17 protein-coding genes are annotated in these 15,686 nt (G+C 58.5%); 7 read left to right on the top strand and 10 right to left on the bottom strand.

Features of this window, described 5'->3' with window-relative positions; genetic code table 11:
• Positions 1-6 precede the first annotated feature (6 nt).
• The 5 genes from Q0936_RS00530 to Q0936_RS00510 all read left to right on the top strand — a co-directional run bounded on the left by Q0936_RS00530 (position 7) and on the right by Q0936_RS00510 (position 3,157).
• A complete protein-coding gene (locus Q0936_RS00530) occupies positions 7-603 on the top strand; it encodes a hypothetical protein (protein ID WP_299294249.1) in 597 nt (198 codons plus the stop codon).
• A gap of 9 nt (positions 604-612) precedes the next feature.
• Positions 613-1,101, top strand: a complete 489-nt coding sequence (locus Q0936_RS00525) for an LptA/OstA family protein (protein WP_299294247.1) — start codon at positions 613-615, stop codon at positions 1,099-1,101.
• The gene (gene lptB / locus Q0936_RS00520) at positions 1,101-1,859 is read left to right on the top strand and encodes an LPS export ABC transporter ATP-binding protein (RefSeq protein WP_299139659.1); all 759 of its coding nucleotides are present in this window, start codon (positions 1,101-1,103) and stop codon (positions 1,857-1,859) included. Before Q0936_RS00525 ends, lptB begins: the two co-directional genes overlap by 1 nt.
• Positions 1,860-2,089: 230 nt before the next feature.
• Positions 2,090-2,653: a ribosome-associated translation inhibitor RaiA gene (gene raiA / locus Q0936_RS00515; RefSeq protein ID WP_299139660.1), complete on the top strand. Its 564-nt coding sequence runs from the start codon at positions 2,090-2,092 to the stop codon at positions 2,651-2,653.
• A gap of 39 nt (positions 2,654-2,692) precedes the next feature.
• Positions 2,693-3,157 (top strand): PTS sugar transporter subunit IIA, encoded by a 465-nt coding sequence (locus Q0936_RS00510; RefSeq protein ID WP_299139663.1) that lies wholly within the window; start codon positions 2,693-2,695, stop codon positions 3,155-3,157.
• Here Q0936_RS00510 and Q0936_RS00505 read toward each other — a convergent pair whose 3' ends face one another.
• The 9 genes from Q0936_RS00505 to cysQ form a co-directional block, all read right to left on the bottom strand.
• Complete coding sequence (locus Q0936_RS00505; protein WP_299294245.1) at positions 3,158-4,585, bottom strand: nodulation protein NodH; 1,428 nt, start codon at positions 4,583-4,585, stop codon at positions 3,158-3,160. It lies immediately after the preceding gene.
• Positions 4,586-4,591: 6 nt separating this feature from the next.
• On the bottom strand, positions 4,592-6,289 hold the full coding sequence (locus Q0936_RS00500) for a beta-1,6-N-acetylglucosaminyltransferase (RefSeq protein ID WP_299139669.1): 1,698 nt from the start codon (positions 6,287-6,289) through the stop codon (positions 4,592-4,594).
• Positions 6,286-7,296, bottom strand: a complete 1,011-nt coding sequence (locus Q0936_RS00495) for a glycosyltransferase family 2 protein (protein ID WP_299139672.1) — start codon at positions 7,294-7,296, stop codon at positions 6,286-6,288. The genes Q0936_RS00500 and Q0936_RS00495 overlap by 4 nt, the downstream gene beginning before the upstream one ends.
• A 49-nt stretch (positions 7,297-7,345) precedes the next feature.
• The gene (locus tag Q0936_RS00490) at positions 7,346-8,545 is read right to left on the bottom strand and encodes a glycosyltransferase (protein WP_299377779.1); all 1,200 of its coding nucleotides are present in this window, start codon (positions 8,543-8,545) and stop codon (positions 7,346-7,348) included.
• Entirely contained in the window at positions 8,505-9,488 is a 984-nt protein-coding gene (galE, locus tag Q0936_RS00485; protein WP_299295361.1) for a UDP-glucose 4-epimerase GalE, read from the bottom strand. Before galE ends, Q0936_RS00490 begins: the two co-directional genes overlap by 41 nt.
• A gap of 15 nt (positions 9,489-9,503) precedes the next feature.
• Positions 9,504-10,397, bottom strand: a complete 894-nt coding sequence (galU, locus tag Q0936_RS00480; protein ID WP_299139678.1) for a UTP--glucose-1-phosphate uridylyltransferase GalU — start codon at positions 10,395-10,397, stop codon at positions 9,504-9,506.
• A 141-nt stretch (positions 10,398-10,538) separates the two neighbouring features.
• Positions 10,539-11,771 carry a glycosyltransferase gene (locus tag Q0936_RS00475; protein WP_299295359.1) on the bottom strand — a complete coding sequence of 411 codons (1,233 nt, stop codon included), beginning with the start codon at positions 11,769-11,771 and terminating at the stop codon, positions 10,539-10,541.
• The gene (locus Q0936_RS00470) at positions 11,768-12,568 is read right to left on the bottom strand and encodes a manno-octulosonate cytidylyltransferase (RefSeq protein WP_299295357.1); all 801 of its coding nucleotides are present in this window, start codon (positions 12,566-12,568) and stop codon (positions 11,768-11,770) included. The genes Q0936_RS00475 and Q0936_RS00470 overlap by 4 nt, the downstream gene beginning before the upstream one ends.
• Positions 12,568-13,365, bottom strand: a complete 798-nt coding sequence (cysQ, locus tag Q0936_RS00465) for a 3'(2'),5'-bisphosphate nucleotidase CysQ (RefSeq protein ID WP_299139685.1) — start codon at positions 13,363-13,365, stop codon at positions 12,568-12,570. Before cysQ ends, Q0936_RS00470 begins: the two co-directional genes overlap by 1 nt.
• Positions 13,366-13,483: 118 nt before the next feature.
• Here cysQ and Q0936_RS00460 point away from each other — a divergent pair, with 118 nt between their 5' ends.
• Together Q0936_RS00460 and Q0936_RS00455 are read left to right on the top strand one after the other, a co-directional pair.
• Positions 13,484-14,308: an ABC transporter permease gene (locus Q0936_RS00460; RefSeq protein WP_299139688.1), complete on the top strand. Its 825-nt coding sequence runs from the start codon at positions 13,484-13,486 to the stop codon at positions 14,306-14,308.
• Positions 14,309-14,326: 18 nt separating this feature from the next.
• Positions 14,327-15,004: a MarC family protein gene (locus Q0936_RS00455; protein WP_299139691.1), complete on the top strand. Its 678-nt coding sequence runs from the start codon at positions 14,327-14,329 to the stop codon at positions 15,002-15,004.
• Positions 15,005-15,006: 2 nt separating this feature from the next.
• Here the strand turns inward: Q0936_RS00455 and Q0936_RS00450 are convergent, their stop codons facing one another.
• A complete protein-coding gene (locus Q0936_RS00450) occupies positions 15,007-15,606 on the bottom strand; it encodes an alpha-ketoglutarate-dependent dioxygenase AlkB (RefSeq protein WP_299295355.1) in 600 nt (199 codons plus the stop codon).
• Between the last annotated feature and the right edge of the window lie 80 nt (positions 15,607-15,686).

Raw genomic sequence — 15,686 nt, 5'->3', positions numbered from 1 at the left:
CAAGGCATGGACCGCTATTCGCGACTGGTCGCCTGGCTTAAGGTGCTGCTGCCTTTGACGGCGCTTGGCCTGCTGTCCACGCTGTTCCTGCTGTCGCGCAACATCGACCCCATGGCCGCCGTCCCCTTTGCCGAGACGGAAATCGCGGAGCGCCTGAAAGGGCAACAAATCACCGCGCCTTTCTTTTCCGGTACGACCGACGCTGGCGACCGGGTCACGGTCTCCGCCGGAACCATGGCCACCCGCGCTGGCACCAACAACGAGGCAAGCGACCTGTCGGCACAGATTGATCTGTCCTCTGGCACACGCATTGTCCTGTTTTCAGACAAGGGCGCATTCGACATGATGCAGGGCACATCGTCGTTGCGCGGCAACGTGGTGATCACCACGTCAACCGGGTACAAACTGACCTCTGACGCGCTGCATACCGACTTTGACACCTTGGCTGTCGAATCGCCCGGACCTGTCATGGGATCGGGTCCACTTGGCGTGCTGAACGCCGGCCAGATGCAACTGCAACGGGTCGGGGACAATGAAAACGCCCATTTGATTTTCACAAACGGGGTGAAACTGATATACGACCCCAAGAATTTGGAAGAGTGACAAGACCCCGTGACCTTTTTTCGTGCCATCGCATGCGTCGCCCTGTTGGGCTTGACGACCCCAGCCATTGCCCAAGGAACCAAGGTGGCCTTTGGCGCGATCCAGCAAGATACCTCTGCCCCGGTTGAGGTCAGCGCGGATGAACTGAGCGTGGATCAGGCAACTGGCGCTGCGATTTTCACGGGTAACGTCATCATCGGTCAGGGTGCGATGCGCCTTTCGGCGGCGCGGGTTCTGGTGATCTACAGGCAGGATTCGCAAGGTATTCAACGGCTCGAAGCAACGGGCGGCGTGACCCTCGTGTCCGGGCCGGACGCTGCCGAATCGCAACGCGCCGACTATGACATTGATGACGGTGTGATCGTCATGACCGGCGATGTTTTGATGACACAGGGCCAAAGCGCGCTGAGCGCTGACCGCATGACCGTCAATCTGGATGACGGCACCGCGCGCATGCAAGGCCGGGTCAAGACGATCCTTCAAACCGGAAACAACTGATGTCCAAGCCCGACCTGAAAGTGGCGGGGGGCTCGTCCGGTCTCAAGATTTCGCATTTGCGCAAATCCTACCGCAAGAAACTGGTGATCCGCGACTTTTCCATGGAACTGAACCGGGGCGAGGTTGTCGCGCTGCTTGGTCCAAACGGGTCGGGCAAGACCACGACGTTTTACAGCGTGGCCGGGCTGGTCACACCAGAGGGCGGCAAGGTCGTGTTGGATGGCACAGATGTGACCGCGCTACCGATGTATCGCCGGGCCCAGATGGGCATCGGTTATCTGCCGCAGGAAATGAGCATCTTTCGGGGGCTCAGTGTCCAAGACAACATCCTCGCCATTCTCGATATCACCGAAAAGGACCGGCACAAACGCCGTGAACGCCTCGAAGAACTGCTGAGCGAGTTTTCGATCGAACATATGCGCCGCGCCCCGGCTCTGGCCCTGTCGGGTGGTGAGCGTCGGCGCGTGGAAATCGCCCGCGCACTGGCCGCCAATCCGCGCTATCTTCTGCTGGACGAACCGTTTGCCGGCGTCGATCCCATCTCGGTCGGAGACATCCGCAGCCTCGTCGCTGACCTCAAAAACCGTGGGCTGGGTGTGCTGATCACCGACCACAATGTCCGCGAAACACTCGATATCGTCGACCGCGCCTATATCCTGCATGACGGGCAGGTTCTGATGTCTGGAACGCCCGAAGATGTCGTGCAAAACGAGAATGTCCGCCGCGTGTATCTCGGCGAGAATTTTCGCATCGGCTAACGGACTGCGTAACCATTTTCGCCGCTTTTCATTGACAGCTACCGCACTTTTGGCGTGCAATGGGTGTATGGCTTTGACGCTGTCCCTGATCCTCAGACTTATTCGCCCACTCTCTGGGCGCATGTCCGGTCAGGCTACAGGCCAGCCCGTTCCGTTTATCTGACAACCTGTTTCCGGCCACACCTATGGCCCGTCTTGCTGTCGGCGCGGACCTAAATGAAGGAGAAAGCATGCAATACCAAATCAGTGGCAAACAGATCGACATCGGCGACGCCCTGCAAACTCACGTTCGGGATGAACTTAGCGGCGTTGTGCAGAAATACGCCGAACGTCCCACCAACGCGAATGTGGTGTTTTCCAAGTCCGCACACGAATTCGTCTGCGAGGCGACCGTGCACCTGTCCACCGGCTTGACGGCCCAGGCCAAGGCGCATGCCACTGAAATATATGCTGCTTTTGACGGATGTTCCGAGAAAATGGAAAAGCAGTTGCGCCGTTACAAGCGGCGTCTCAAAGACCACCACAAGGAGCGCGCGCAGCCAGTTGAACTCTCGGGCGCGGCCTCGTATATCCTCGCCTCTGAAGACGGTTCGGACGACTCGGAACCAGAAAGCTTGAAGCCAATGATCGTGGCCGAGATGGAAACCAAGATTCCGTCTCTCTCCGTTGGCGAGGCAGTGATGCAAATGGAATTGGCGGGCGCCCCTGTACTGGTGTTCCGAAATGAGGGAAAAGACGGGCTAAACGTCGTATACCGTCGGGATGATGGTAATATTGGCTGGATTGACCCGTAAGGGATCGGCGCGCATCGACGCGCTGACAGTGCGAGCAAAATGGATTTTGGAACTCTCCTGAAACCCGAGGCGGTCAAGGTCGTGACCTCCGCTTCGTCAAAAAAACGCCTTTTGCACGAGATCGGTGATGTCGTGCAGGGCGCCTATGACGTGCATGCCGGTCTGGTTGTCGAGGCATTGCTGGCACGTGAGGCGCTTGGCCCGACAGGTGTTGGACACGGCGTCGCCCTGCCGCACGCGCGTTTGGATGGTATCGAACATGTCATGGGTGCTTTTGTCCTGCTGGACCGCCCGATTGATTTCGATGCCGTGGATCGTCAACCGGTCGACATCGCCTTTGCCCTGTTCGCACCCGAAGAAGCAGGCGTTGAACATCTCAAGGCGCTGGCACTGGTGTCTCGTACCCTGCGCGATCCATCCGTGTGTACGAAACTGCGCGCCAATCCTGATGCCTCCACCCTGTTCGCCATTCTGAACGAGGCGAAACCCGCACAAGCGGCGTGATCAGGTCGGCGTCCAGTCGCTGAAACCAAACATCAGATAATCCCGCCCATAGGCCGCGCGCGCCAAGGCCTCGATTTCTGCATCATAGATATCAGCCAGCGCATAAGGTGCGTCCGCACTCGGGCCCTTCAAAGCAGGCGGCGCGTCAATACCCACAGCCACCGCAAGTTCCGCAAGCTCATGCGCCACGGTGTCTTGGCGCATCAACCTGTCCGGCAGCACAAATTCTGCGAATCCTTCGATGATCTTTGATTGGCTGGCCCAATCCGGGTCCACCCGCACGCCTGTCTGACCCGCAAGGTTGGTTTTGAGGAATCCAAGGAACGCTGCAAACGCCGTGCGGTGCGCCACCTTGTCATAATCGCTGGCGGCCGGATCAGTAGGGAGCGGCATCTTGTACCGTTTGGTCAGCGTCGTCCTGATCCCGCCATATCCACCCTGACCGATGTTCAGAATTCGGTGGCAAAACACGGCGTGCGCCCGCACCAACGGGTGCCGCAACACGGAGAAACTGCGGTGGCCCGTGTGGTCGCGCATCCATTCGCGCAAATCGTTCTGAGACAGCTTGGACGCAGGCGCAGCATCCGCGCTTTTGTCTAGATCACGCAACCACTGCAACACAGGGTCAGACGGCCCACCCCGCACAGGCAGATACAAAAGCGGTGCCGTCTCGCTTGCGTGATAGGTCGGCACAGCCGCCCCGCGCCGTGGTTCGAAATTGGGTGTGCGGGTCAGATTGAAACTGTCCAGACCGGACAGGGCCTCAGTCATTTGACCAAAATTGCTGACCTTGTCGGACAGCGCGCTTGGGTTCTGCACCTTCAGGCTTTTGTCCAATGCCTCAAGCCGGGCGTCACTGCCCAACCAGGCGGCCAAACCGTTCATGACATCGAGGCTCTGCAAATCTTCGTAAGCAACGTAAAACGCGGTCTGCCCACTGGTTTGCAGACGGTTGAGCAGCGTGACCTGAAAATTCTGCAAGGCGGACAAGTGTTCGGCAAATTCATCGGCGACGAACTCGGCTTTGCCGTCCTTGCGCGCTTTGGCATCCGTCAGCTTCCACTGGCCAGTGGCCTGCGCAATTTTCCACGACACATAGCTGTCCACGGGGTTCCGGGTCAGTACGATCTTGGCGCATTTGGGGTCATCCAGAATGCGATCGAGAATACGCGGGTCATGGTCGTGAAAGTAACGAAACCCGTTCAACCCCGGCGCTTTTCGAACTTCGCGCAAGAGTTGCTTGGGGTCTGCATCGCGCGCGGCCTGCGTGACGCCCAGCGCATCGTCTCGATTGGGATAGCCGATAAAATGCGGATTGAACGCCTCGCCATGACAAGCGATGCCATCAAACGCATTCAGATTGGTTTCCAGAAAATTGGAGCCTGTCCGCATCTCTGCGAACACAACGAAATAGTCGAATTGGGCCATGACAGGTTACCGCACCAGATAGGGTTTGCGCGGACGATCATGTGCGGGTTCAGGACCCAGCGCCACAGGAAAATCGCCCATCAGATAGGGATGCATGCCCTGGTTCTTGAGATTCTGCAGGAATTGCCCGAACCCCGTCAAATCAACCATCTTAGGCACTTCGGACAGACGCCGCGCTTGCGTTTGACCAATCTCGTCCAGAATACCCTGCAACGGTTCCATCGGTGCCTCGATAAATTCCGCCATGGTCCAGATACGCACGCGCGCCTTCACATAGGGTGACCGCAGAACATCCAGATGGTCGCTTTCGATTTTCTGCAACTGCGCGGCCAGCTTGCGGATATCGAGAAAGTTCATATTGGACCGGAACAATGGCACCGCCCACGCACCTGAAATCACCGAAACCTGCGCATTTGGATCCTTGGCGATGCGCCAGTTGACCGATTGATTGCCCTCTGGCCCAAACTGGAAACACTGACGTTCGCCGCGTGTGTTCCAGATCAGGTTGGTCAGGAACGCATTGGCGTTATAGTCCCGTGCCCGCGCGCTGTCGCTGAGCGCGCCATTCAGCGTTGTTTGCCCTTCGGCAAACTCGACCCGGTCGGGGTGAAACAAATGCCCATGCACGCGCGCGCCTGTCGCTTTGGACAGCCACGGTTCGAAATTCTCGAAAATCTCGGTGAACCCCTGAAACATCGAATAGGGCGCGGCAGTGACGCCGTTTTCCCAGTCTTCGTTCGGAAACCGGCTCTGCATATAGAGGCCGGGCCGCCCGCGCGTCCGACGCTCGACAGCTTTGGCGAAAATGCGGTCAATCTTGCCGGGGTTCGGCTCTGTCCGCTTCATCGCACCGGCGGGGTCGGTCAGAAACGCCTCGTACAGTCGGTTGGCATGGGGCCAAATCTTGCGCGCAACGAAACAGTCGGACCGCCGCAACAGTTGCAGGTGATCGTCGTAGAAAATGTGCGGTTTGCCTTGAAAATCGAACTTGGACAGGGTCAACGACCGGCTTTCGATCTTGGTGGAATACTGTCGCGCAAGCGTCTGGAAATAGCTTTCGTCCGGAATCCAGACATGCCGGAAATACGTGTCATATTCCTTGCGATCCGGCCCCTGAAGGATCGCCGACAGCGTCTGACGGGTCAGGCACCACCATTGGCTGCCCATATGGGGGACCAGACCATCGGGTATCTTGCGCTTCATCTTAAAGCGGCGCTGCAACTCGACATAGCGATCAAAAAGCAGCCGCTGTCGCTTCCACGAGAACGGAAAACGCAGGGTGAACCGTTCCTGATCCAGCCCCCCGACAGTCCAAGGAACATCGGCGGTTGTAGCGCTTTCGATAAAATCGGTGCGCGGGCGCTCTTCGAGATATTCAATCAGCTCTTCGACGGGGCGCAGTGGCAAACAGGACCCCGAAGCCAGATAGACATGCCGCACATCCGGAAACTGGGCCAGCATCATTTCCGACGCCGTCTGGCTGGCCGCGACGATGCCCCACGTTCCCCATTCACAGCGGTAGCGTTTGCAAAACCGGATCGCCGGCACGTCCGCCAGTGCGCGGGCAAAGGCGGCATAAACCTTGCGCGGCACGGCGACGTCCACGTGGATCACAACCGGACAACCGCCCGCCGCCCAGTGACGCGCGGCCTGTTCGGCGCGGTCAAAGGCGTTGTGCACCAGCATGACAATACCGACACTCACGCCCAGTTCCCTTTCGACATCAGGCCCAAAATCTCAAGCTGACGCCAGTTGATGTATTTTTCGGACCATTTGCACCACAGGTCCGGGTCATCCCGCAACGTATCGGCGTAGGCTTTGTATTCCACGCTAGCGGCATAGTGCTGCTTGCGCTGCAACTCTTCGGCGGCCTTGGTGTTGAAGGTATCCAGAAACTTGGCGTGCAACAGGACGCCCGACGCCTTTTCGCCACCCCATTCGTCGTAGACCTGGTTCAAACCACGCGGCAGCAACATATGCGTCGAACTCACATAGGCATAGCGGCGGTCCCATTTGACCAACGGGATCTTGTTGAGCGCAGGCGCACGTTCCGGCGTGTCGGGAAAGAACACGCGCGCACGGGGGCCACCCTGTATCCACAGGTTTCCAAAGGTGTGGTTGCGCGAAATCGTATAATTCCCGCTGTCAAACCAACTGGCAATCTCGAGCGGGTTCTGCCCCGACTGGTACGGCTGTTCGTCCAACCGCCCCTTGGGATACATATCGAGCAGCATGGCAGAGAACGATTTGATCGACGACGCGTCCAGCCAATCGGTGAGCGCACGCAATGGCCGGGTATCGCAAAACGGATAGACGAGGAACTCATCGGGATCGACCACCAGGTTCCAATGGCCATGCCCATATTTCATTTGTAGCCAGTTCAGCCAGTCGACACCAAATCGCGAGCGCTTGTAACTGCCCGAAGTGGACCAGACCGACACATCAGGCTGCGAGGCAAGGTAATCGACAGAACCATCCGTACTGTCATTGTCCACGATCAGGAAATGGTTGATGCCCATCTCTCGGTAGTAGTCGAGGAAATAGGGCAGGCGTACCGCCTCGTTTCTCTGAGTGGAAAAACACAGCAAATCGCTGGGGCGGATCTGGTCAGTGCGATTGGTAATACGTTTCAATTCGCGACGCTTGCGGACCGCACGAATGCGCCACCGCTTGCGCTGAAGCCTCAGCCTATATGACTGCCAAGCGCCCACCGAACTCCGTTCCTCTACCTGCCGCGTGATACGACCAGCGTTGCGCCTATCAGGTCAACCTTAACACAGTCTTGAAATGCGTGTCCCAGGTGGGGGCATGGTACTGCGGTTGTTTGGGCGTTTGCTTGTCTGCCTCGGCCAACTCTTTGATCTTGTTTATCCACAGATAACGATCTGAAACGCTTGCGTAAACTGGAATATCGCCCAAGATTTCGCGGAACACCTCAAGATCATTCACGATCACGGGCACACCGCGCGATGCTGCCTCTGTTGCAGGCAGGCCAAATCCCTCTGCATGAGAGGGGAACAAAACGCCTTGTGATTGCTCGACCAACGCGGCCAAGGCACCATCACTCAGCCCTGCAACCTCACGGACCGAACCACCTTCGGGCAAGGCATCGAGACGGGAAAACACGTCTTCGTTCTTCCATCCGCGGCTACCTGCAATCACCAATGTCGGTGCGTCTGCACCCATCTGTTCCCACATATCCAACAAAAACGCGTGGTTCTTGCGCGGTTCAATTGTGCCGATACAGACAAAAAACGGGGCCCTTGGCGGCATGCCTTGGGGCAAATCATCAGGCGCGGATGGCACCAAGTCTGTTCCCAAATGAGCAACAATCCCAGGTGGCGGCGCAGCCATGCGTGCTTCGGTCCGGGTCTGCGTATCGGCCGAATTATAGATCAACAGATCGGCCTGTGTGCCAACACGCTCAATCATTGCCGCGAATGGCGCGACTGATCCGTCGCGTTGATAGTCGGGAAAATCCAATGGAATGACGTCATGCACCAAAACGCTGATATGCGCGTCGATCGCCTTGAGTGTGCCAAGGACCCGGTCCGTCAGGTTCGAATGCCCCACATTCAGGTAGGCGACACCGCGCGGCAGCCCGCCGCGCAACATGCGGCCCAACAGGGCGGGGGGAACCCGGCTGATGGATAGACGCCGCGCCTTGCGCCATGTCCGACGCCGCTGCGCATCCGCTGATGTATCGGGTTCAGGACCGCCCAGCGACGGCGCCAACGACGCCACGCCATCCGGATCAAGTAGGATGTAACCAAGTTGGGCACGGATAAGCCCGTAGACAGGTACGGGATCGGCCATCAGGGCCCGCAGATAGGCCCATTCGACACGATCCACGCCGGTCAAGACCTTGCCCACCCGCCGCATCAGGCGAGTCAGATCCAGCAGGCGCGCGGGGGGCGGATTATGTGTCGTAGTGGCCAGTTTGGTGCCATCTCCATGCATCGGTGATCATCGTCTCAAGCGTCGACCGTGTGGGTGTCCACCCCAATTCGGTTTCTGCCCGCGTCGATCCTGACACCAGCTTGGTACAGTCACCTGCGCGACGTGCGCCGTCAACATATGGAACCGCCTGATTGGTAACCGACCGCGAATGGTCGATGACCTCGCGCACCGAAAACCCGGACCCGGTGCCAAGGTTGAACACACGGCTGCCTTTACCGTCCTGCAGCCACTTGAGGCCCAGAACATGCGCATCCACCAGATCGCACACATGCACGTAGTCACGGATACAGGTGCCGTCCGGCGTCTCGTAGTCGGTGCCATAGACCGTCAGCGCGTCACGCTTGCCCGCAATCGCATCCAGCATCAGCGGGATCAAATGCGTCTCTGGCTGGTGGAACTCGCCCACCTCGCCATCGGGATCCGCGCCCGCAACATTGAAGTACCGAAAGATGACGTGGCGCAGCCCATAGGCCGCCTCAAAATCTACAAGCACATCCTCGATTGCACGTTTGGACGCGCCATAGGCGTTGATGGGGTGCTGTTCGCTGTTTTCGTCCAGAACCACGTTGTCCTGATCGCCATAGGTCGCACAGGTCGACGAGAACACAAAATCCATGCACCCAGCCGCCACAGCCGCCTCGATCAGAGTCAGTGAACCCAGAACATTGTTGCGCCAGTACCGGCCCGGCTCCTTCATGCTCTCGCCAACCTGGCTGAGGGCGGCAAAGTGCATGACAGCAACCGGCTTGTACGTGGCAAAGACAGCGTCGAGGCGAGCGCGGTCCATCAGATCGCCCTGTTCAAACGGGCCGAACTTGACGGCATCCTTCCACCCGGTCTCGAGATTGTCGTACGTCACCGGAACAAACCCGGCAGCGCGCAGGGCCTTGCAGGCGTGCGAGCCGATATAACCCGCACCACCCGTTACCAATACATGCTTCACAATGTGATCCCTGGTTTACTCTGCGGCTTTGTCCATCTGAACGACATCCTGAATGTAGCTCAACAGGTCGTCACGCAGTTCTTCGCGCGCCAGACCAAAGGACACAGTCGCCTGAAGGAAACCCGACTTGGACCCGCAGTCAAAACGCTGACCACGGAAACGGTAGCCGTAAACGCCGTCTTCGCCACCGATCTCTTGGGCGATGGCATCAGTCAGCTGGATTTCACCACCAGCGCCAGACTTCATCTGGTTAAGCGAGCGCAGCACCTGCGGCGTCAAAATATAACGGCCAATCACGGCCAGGTTCGATGGTGCCTCACCGGCAGGCGGCTTTTCAACCATGCCTTTGACTTCGACCATCTGGCCCATGTCTTCCTTGATGTCGAGAACACCGTAGGACGACGCTTTTTCCGGAGGAACTTCCATCGCGGCAACGATGTTGCCTTGCGTTTCCTCGAATGCCTCAACCATCTGCTGCAAGCAGGGTTTCTCGGCGGCAATCACGTCATCGGGCAGAATAACCGCGAAGGGTTCGTTGGCGATCAGGCGACGCGCGCACCAAACGGCGTGCCCCAGACCCAGCGCCTTGTGCTGACGGATATAGGCAATCGCGCCGCTGTCCATATTGGTGTCTTTCAACACGTCCAACAGCTCGTCTTTACCCTTTTTGCGCAGCTCCTGCTCCAGCGTGGGGGAATGGTCAAAATAGTCCTCAAGCGCACCTTTGCCGCGCGAGGTGACAAAAATGAATTCCTTGATACCCGCAGCGCGCGCTTCGTCGATCGCGTATTGGATCAACGGGCGATCCACGAGGGTCATGATCTCCTTGGGCACGGACTTGGTCGCTGGCAAAAACCGCGTACCCAGCCCGGCGACCGGGAAAATTGCTTTTGTGACCTTCTTACGCATACGCGTCATCCTCGTTTTGATATCTGGTTTGCAGGTGCAATAACTTTTCTGGCAACGCCTTACTATTAGACTGCGACCAAAGAATGTCCAATTCCTGAATTCCTGCCTTGACCGGCAAAGTGTTGCGCAGACGCGCCAAATTTATGCGGAAAATAGACGCTGAATCGCGACACGTTCACGTTCTCTAAGCACTCTTTCCCGAAAGCCATAAGGGCGAAACACCACATCGTCCCGGCTCGACTTGCCAAACAGTCCACCGCTTTGCTCCCAAAATCCACGCGGGTCGAACCGCACGTGATGATATAGAGACGTGGGCGAGAGCAGGAACAAGGTGACAATCTCGCCGTTTTTCACCCTCTCGGCCGCTTCGGCGCGCAAGCGTTTGGCCTGCCAGATCCGGCCAGAGATCAGCACACTCTTGCGCGGTGCAACCTCTAGCGGCTGATAGGGCAAAATCGGGCTGGCTGAAATCTGCGCGCCTCCGCGCTTGCGCATCAAACCCTGGCTGTATCCCTGATCAAGCCGTCCCAGCAGATACCGCACATCGCGTGGCAAGAGCCGCCCAGCCACCATATGTTCCAACGCACGTTTGCGCTCGGACAAACGAATGGCACGCCAATGATCGCGGCGCTCGGCCTCGGACAGGTACTTGCGCTGGAACACTGCCCAGCTTGCACCGATGTCGAACAGGTCACGTGGCACCCGATCCGCTCTGCGACGGGGGCTGGCGGCGAAACCGTGATGCACTTCGGCCATCGGAACAATTGCCGTGGCGTGGCCCGCACGCGCCAGCCGCAGGTTCAGATCCGTTTCGTCCAGATAAAACGCAAAGCCGGGGTCAAACCCTTCGAGATCCACCAACACGTCCCGGCGCACCGCCATATTGGTGCCTTCGGTTTTTGTGCCACGCGCACCTTTGGGTGTCAGGATCGTCGCCCGCCGCGGATTCATTTCCATGTGTTCCGTTGCACCGGTCTCGTCGATGCTGCGCGCCTGCCACTGAAACGAGATACCGTTCCGGCCCCGGACAAATCCACCCGTGGCGCCGACATGTGGCCGGGTGGCCGGTGACACGAGGTGCGTCAGCCAACTGGGCTCAGGCACCGCGTCATCGTCAATGAACGCAACGATGTCGCCCGCCGCGTGGCTGATGCCAAGGTTGCGCGCCTCAGAGATGTTGGGCCGGTCAAATTCGACCACTTTGACCAAACCGGCCAGTGGCGATCCCGCAACTGTCGCACGGCCTTTGACGTCGGCGACCACAACCACTTCGAACGGCGTATACTGCACCTGCGCCAGCGCGGTCAGGCATCGGCGCAATGCCGCAGGCCTGTCGCGGCTCACCACCACAACGCTGACAGGTGGCTGGGTCATGCCAGACCCATATCCGCCATCATTTGCTCAATCTTTGGCACATCTTCGGGGTTGTTCAGTTCCCAGAACTGTCGGCCACGCGCCGCCACTTCGACACACAGAACCTGCCTCCCGTTTTCCAGAAACCGAAGCTGTTCCAACCCCTCCAACTGCTCCAATGGCCCAACGGGCCAGCCGGGATAGGCAGCAAGCGCATCTGGGCGATAGGCATAGACACCCACATGGTGAAACACTGGCGTGTCCGCATCCGGGGCATAGTCGGTATTGGTGTACGGAATGACTTCCTTGGAGAAATAGAGCGCCTGACCAGCGGCACCAAACACAGCGGTCGTACCGCCAACGCGTCCCGCTTTGCGGTCCTCCAGAAAACCGGTCAGCGTCGCCCCGTCACACCGCAGGACCGGAGTCGCAATCTCGGCATCTGGCGCGGCGCGCAGACCATCGACCAGCCCTTCGATGAACCAGGCGGGCGTCAATGGCGCGTCGCCTTGCAGGTTTACGACAATATCATATCCACCGCCCAGCGCGGCATGCGCCTCGGCGCAACGCTCTGTTCCGTTGCCGCACGCCTCTGACGTCATCACAACCTCTGCGCCAAAGGCTTCAGAGGCCGCTTTGATACGATCGTCATCCGTCGCCACAACCACACGGTCCACCCCGGCCACATCGCAGGCGGCACGCCAGCTGCGCTCGATCAGGGTCTGCGCCTCGCCGGTTGCACCGGTCAACGGCACCAGCGGTTTGCCCGGATACCGGGTCGAGGCATAGCGGGCTGGGATGACGATCAGAACAGACATCAGGCTGGCTTCAGCTCAACACCGGGCGCATAGGCGATAAAGAACGGGTTGGCATAGGTATCTTTGCCGTACATCAGGGTCTCATGGTTGTCGAAACGCACCACTTTGCCGCCCGCACCCGTCAGCACCGCGTGACCCGCGGCGGTGTCCCACTCCATTGTGCGACCAACACGCGGGTAAATATCCGCCTCGCCCGTCGCAACCAAACAGAACTTGAGCGATGAACCCGCGCTCTTCATGTCTTTGACGTTGTACTTGTTAATGTAGTCATCCGTGGCCTGATCGCGGTGCGACTTTGATGCCACAACCATCAGCGCGCTGTTGTCGCTTTGAGCCACGTTGATTGGTGTAACCTCACCCATCTCGTTTTTGTCCAGCGCGCCGCTTTCCTCGACGGATTGACCATCTGCAAGGGTAAAGAACATGCGCCCCTTGGCCGGTGCATAGACAACGCCGCGCGTCGGTACACCACCTTCGACCAATGCAATGTTCACGGTGAAATCACCACGACGGTGGACGAATTCCTTGGTGCCATCCAGCGGATCAACGATCAGGAACGTGTCGCCAGTGGTGGAATGGGTCGCCGCCTGCTCTTCGGTCACCAGCATCACATCGGGAAACGCCGCGCGGAGACCATCGGAAATCAGCGCATCCGCAGCTTCGTCTGCTGCCGTCACCGGGCTGTCATCGGACTTGGACTTTACTTCAAAATCATCGCCGTCATAAATCTCCATGATCTTGTCGCCAGCCTCGAGGGCCAGTTTGCGGATCACCGGGATCAAATCGTCGTAGTTCATAAATTCGTTCCTCACACGGGCATTTGTTGAAATCACAATGCGCGCCCCTTATGCTGTGGTGCTAACGGAACGGCAAGAATTCCCTGCGACCATCGCGTCAGTCGAGGCAGAACCGCACATGTTTCAATCAACCCGCAAGCCACAGTCCGGCTTTGGCACCGCCATGGCCATGTTCGAGGTCATCTACCACTCGATCGTCCGGTCGGTGCGCAAGACGCATAACAACGCGTTCCTCGCGATTGCGATGAACATGTTGCAGGCGGTGATCTTTGTCGGCGCCTTCTATGTGATGTTCTCTGTACTGGGGCTGCGCGGTGCGGCGATCCGTGGCGATTTCCTCGTCTACATCATGACGGGCATCTTCCTTTATATGACGCACACCAAATCGCTGGGTGCCGTCGTCGGGTCCGAAGGCCCGGCAAGCCCGATGATGCAGCACGCGCCGATGAATACGATCATCTCGATCTCATCTGCTGCGCTTGGTGCGCTTTATGTTCAGGTTCTGTCGCTGTTTATGATCCTGTTTATCTACCACGTGGCCTTTACCCCGCTGGAAATCGACGACCCATTCGGCGCGTTCGGGATGTTGCTGATTGCGTGGTTCACCGGCTGCGCCTTGGGTCTGGTCCTGCTGGCGATCAAACCGTGGTTCCCGACATTCGTCTCGATCTTTACCCAGATCTATCAGCGCGCGAACATGATTGCCTCGGGCAAGATGTTCGTGGCCAACACATTGCCCAGCTTCATGCTGGCGATGTTTGACTGGAACCCGCTGTTCCACACCATCGACCAGTCGCGCGGCTATGCCTTTATCAACTACAATCCGCGCTACTCCTCGTGGGAATACGCACTGTGGGTCGGAATCATCCTTGTGATGGTCGGGCTGATGGGCGAATTCTATACCCGCCGTCACGCCTCGCTCAGCTGGAACGCACGGCGCTAACGTTCGGGAGAACCCGCTGTGGACTGGCTGTCGCTGCTACGCGAATTCATTACCCTTTTTGTGGTGATCGACCCTGTGGGGTCACTGCCCGTCTTTCTGTTTGCCGTGGCACATGTGCCGATTGCCCTGCATCGCCAGTTCGCAATCCGGGCCGTGGGAATTGCCGGGCTGGTCCTGTTGGCGTTTCTCTTTGGCGGGCAGTACCTGCTTGAAGCAATTGGCCTCCGCCTTGGGTCTTTCCAGATCGCGGGCGGGATCATCCTGTTCCTCTTTGCGCTCACCATGATCTTTGGCGATGCAAAATCCCAGACCGAGATTGCCGAGGCCGAGCGTGATCACCTCGCCGGTGCCGTGTTCCCGCTGGCAATGCCATCCATCGCGTCACCCGGTGCAATGCTGGCCATCGTCGTTCTGACCGACAACGAAACAGAAAGCCTGCCGGACCAATTGGTTACCGCCGGGCTGTTGATTGGCGTCCTGTTGATCACCCTGCTCCTGCTCTTGTCCGCGACCTATGTGTTCCGCCTGATTGGGAACACCGGGGCCAGTGTCATCAGTCGCGTCATGGGGATCATCCTCGCCACGATTGCGGTCGATTCGGTGCTCGTTGGTCTGGATACGCTGCAACTGCTCGACCTTGATGCGGCGTTCAAGGCGCACCCCACCAGTTCCGTGCTCGTTCCACCCGGCCAATAGGGTCAGGTCACCACGCGACAGGTCAAGTTGATCCGTCCGCCCTTGGGCAACAGCGTCGACGATCCAAACCGAATGCGGTCCACCCCGTGATAGGTCAGCCGCGCAGCACCGCCCATGACCACCACGTCACCCGATTCCAGCCACAGCGATTCGGTCTTGCCGCCGCGCGTCTCGTTCCCGATCCGAAACTGGCCCGCATCCCCCAAAGACACAGACAAAACCGGCCACTTAAAATCCGCCTCGTCCTTGTCCTGATGCATCCCCATCCTCGCGCCCTCACCGTAGTAGTTGATCAAACAGCAATCCGGCGCACGCTCCAACCCGGTCAGATCATGCCACAAGGCCACAACCGCATCAGGGATCGGCGGCCACGCTGCACCACCCGGATGGCACGGCGCATAGCGGTATCCAGTGCGATCCGCATACCACCCAAGCGCCCCGGTAGAGGTCATGCGCACGCTCATCGGTTTTCCATACGGTGTTTCCGGCGAAAACATCGGTGCAGCCACGGCAACATCTCGAACTGCAGATACTAAATCTGCCTGTGCAGCAGCATCCAGATACCCTTTGTAGATATCAAAGCCCCGAATAGTCGCCCGCATGCCCCAAACACCCCGTTATGTGCAATTTTTGCTGTTTTCGACCCCGCCGCAATGGTTGCAGCGTCAATTGACCCTCCTTA

The sequence above is a fragment of the uncultured Tateyamaria sp. genome (genome assembly GCF_947488715.1).
Taxonomy (GTDB): domain Bacteria; phylum Pseudomonadota; class Alphaproteobacteria; order Rhodobacterales; family Rhodobacteraceae; genus Tateyamaria.
The sequence above is the reverse complement of the archived record's forward strand: the minus strand, read 5'-3'. Positions and strand labels throughout refer to the sequence as shown.

What these genes read in the sequence shown, in the direction of transcription:
- galU (WP_299139678.1), bottom strand. Translation starts at nt 10,397, where the DNA reads ATGCGTAAGAAGGTCACAAAAGCAATTTTCCCGGTCGCCGGGCTGGGT.
- Q0936_RS00530 (WP_299294249.1), top strand. Translation starts at nt 7, where the DNA reads ATGGACCGCTATTCGCGACTGGTCGCCTGGCTTAAGGTGCTGCTGCCT.
- cysQ (WP_299139685.1), bottom strand. Translation starts at nt 13,365, where the DNA reads ATGAACTACGACGATTTGATCCCGGTGATCCGCAAACTGGCCCTCGAG.
- raiA (WP_299139660.1), top strand. Translation starts at nt 2,090, where the DNA reads ATGCAATACCAAATCAGTGGCAAACAGATCGACATCGGCGACGCCCTG.
- Q0936_RS00475 (WP_299295359.1), bottom strand. Translation starts at nt 11,771, where the DNA reads ATGACCCAGCCACCTGTCAGCGTTGTGGTGGTGAGCCGCGACAGGCCT.
- Q0936_RS00450 (WP_299295355.1), bottom strand. Translation starts at nt 15,606, where the DNA reads ATGCGGGCGACTATTCGGGGCTTTGATATCTACAAAGGGTATCTGGAT.
- Q0936_RS00490 (WP_299377779.1), bottom strand. Translation starts at nt 8,545, where the DNA reads ATGCATGGAGATGGCACCAAACTGGCCACTACGACACATAATCCGCCC.
- lptB (WP_299139659.1), top strand. Translation starts at nt 1,101, where the DNA reads ATGTCCAAGCCCGACCTGAAAGTGGCGGGGGGCTCGTCCGGTCTCAAG.
- Q0936_RS00510 (WP_299139663.1), top strand. Translation starts at nt 2,693, where the DNA reads ATGGATTTTGGAACTCTCCTGAAACCCGAGGCGGTCAAGGTCGTGACC.
- Q0936_RS00505 (WP_299294245.1), bottom strand. Translation starts at nt 4,585, where the DNA reads ATGGCCCAATTCGACTATTTCGTTGTGTTCGCAGAGATGCGGACAGGC.
- Q0936_RS00460 (WP_299139688.1), top strand. Translation starts at nt 13,484, where the DNA reads ATGTTTCAATCAACCCGCAAGCCACAGTCCGGCTTTGGCACCGCCATG.
- Q0936_RS00470 (WP_299295357.1), bottom strand. Translation starts at nt 12,568, where the DNA reads ATGTCTGTTCTGATCGTCATCCCAGCCCGCTATGCCTCGACCCGGTAT.